A 1,679-nucleotide genomic window follows, 5' to 3' on the forward strand; every position below is an offset into this window, starting at 1 on the left:
GTACTAATATTAGGGACTATAATATATTCTGTCTTCTTTCGCTAACTGGCCCGTTAGTTCAATTACAAGCTAAATTGTCATTAAATTAAATGAACATATTAATAGTACATAAAAGGATAGAAATTGCAGAAAAATGTTTTCTGCTTTCCTATCCGTCTTTTTTACTTTAAAAGTGAGAGATTAACACTTATTTGTCCTCAATACATAACCCTAACTGCTTCATCTTCTAATTGCATTAGACGAAGTTGCTCTTGAAGGATAAGTTTCATCCCATCATCATCATAAAGCAATCCTTGAGACAGAGCATCTCTTAAAAATACTAACCTGGCTTCATTGGAAGATGTTTTGAAAAATTGCTTTACATCTTCACGATAAAAAGCACGTTTAAAATCAAATAAATCTTGTTTCTGAATTTCTTCTTTGTTTGTAATATTTTTGTTAATTACTCCAATACTGTCTTCTGTAGGTAATACAATTTCATCTTCTCTCTCAAGTTTTACCTTTTGCATATAGCCATTCAATGAGCGAATTGGTTCAAGAAAGAATCTTTGACGAACCCTATCACTGATTTTAAGATCGATATCATCTATAGCTTGAAACGTTGCTAATTCGGGATTTTCTTTTATGTATTCTTCGCTTGTTGTCACATCAACATTAAAAAGCGCATCAGGTGCAAAGCAAAGTAGTCTTAAAAAATCATGAATATTTCTAGCAACAATTCGTACTGGGTCATCAGAATCCATTGGAGAGACACGAATGATATATGCATCCTCTAGGTCTTTTACTTGTCCAAAATCAGTTAAAAATCCGAAGTGAACACCATCAACACCAGGACTGGCGAATTGAATCACATCGACTGGTGTGTTTAAATAACGAGTATCTATTTCAGCTAGTGAAAAGTCAAACCCCATTAATTCATCATACGCTAATAAGCCTTCGCTTTTTAGTTGCTTCTGAAAATCAATTATTTCATTTAATGTTTTGGGGATTTCATATTTACCATAATTCAACTTTACTTTATCCATGCTATTGTTCTCCTTCACCAATTGACTGCTCGAAATAAAAAATAATAAAAATACTAATAGAGACATAAAAATTTTTCTAAGCATAATCATCCAGTCCAATATATTTGTGCGATAAGTTTTGCTATCTAAATAAGTATAACTTTTAATCCATGATAGCTAAATAAAAAGTAAAAAGAATTTTCGTTATTTTATATTACTAACAAGCGCATTAGTTACAAAACATGATCGACAAATTCGTCGTTCTTTTGGTGCAAATAGGCAGATTAGCTAAATAATGATTCGAGTAATTGTGTTAATATTATGTTAATATTGTGTTAGATATAAATCTTTATTTAAGGATGAAAAACTGTGGAAAGTAATTTAGCTGAACATATACTTGGAGTAATTTTGTTATTTTTAGGTGTTTTCTGCATAGTTGAATTCATTTTTAGAATGAATAAAAGAAGATTCTATGAACAAGAAAACTTCTACATGGGGTGGTTTGGTCCTTTTGCATTTTTACCAAAACCATATAATTTTTATTTTGCAAAAGTCATGTGGACAATTATCTCATTATTCGTAATGTTTGCCACGTTAGATGTAAGTATGTGGTGGTTGTTTCAAATAGATATATATGAGTACATCGATTATATACGTTCCTTCTTCAACTAACTG

The 1,679-nt window shown here is 30.7% G+C and carries 2 protein-coding genes; one reads left to right on the forward strand and one right to left on the reverse strand.

Going from position 1 to position 1,679, the window contains the following annotated elements; all coding sequences use genetic code 11:
* Positions 1-197: 197 nt before the first annotated feature.
* Entirely contained in the window at positions 198-1,025 is an 828-nt protein-coding gene (locus tag V7056_RS17620; protein WP_499703710.1) for a hypothetical protein, read from the reverse strand.
* A gap of 348 nt (positions 1,026-1,373) precedes the next feature.
* Here V7056_RS17620 and V7056_RS17625 point away from each other — a divergent pair, with 348 nt between their 5' ends.
* Positions 1,374-1,676, forward strand: a complete 303-nt coding sequence (locus V7056_RS17625; protein WP_499703711.1) for a hypothetical protein — start codon at positions 1,374-1,376, stop codon at positions 1,674-1,676.
* The last annotated feature ends 3 nt before the right edge of the window (positions 1,677-1,679 follow it).

Origin of the sequence: Bacillus sp. JJ664 (assembly GCF_036962205.1) — a bacterium.
Taxonomy (GTDB): Bacteria; Bacillota; Bacilli; order Bacillales; family Bacillaceae_G; genus Gottfriedia.

What these genes read in the sequence shown, in the direction of transcription:
- V7056_RS17620 (WP_499703710.1), bottom strand. Translation starts at nt 1,025, where the DNA reads ATGGATAAAGTAAAGTTGAATTATGGTAAATATGAAATCCCCAAAACA.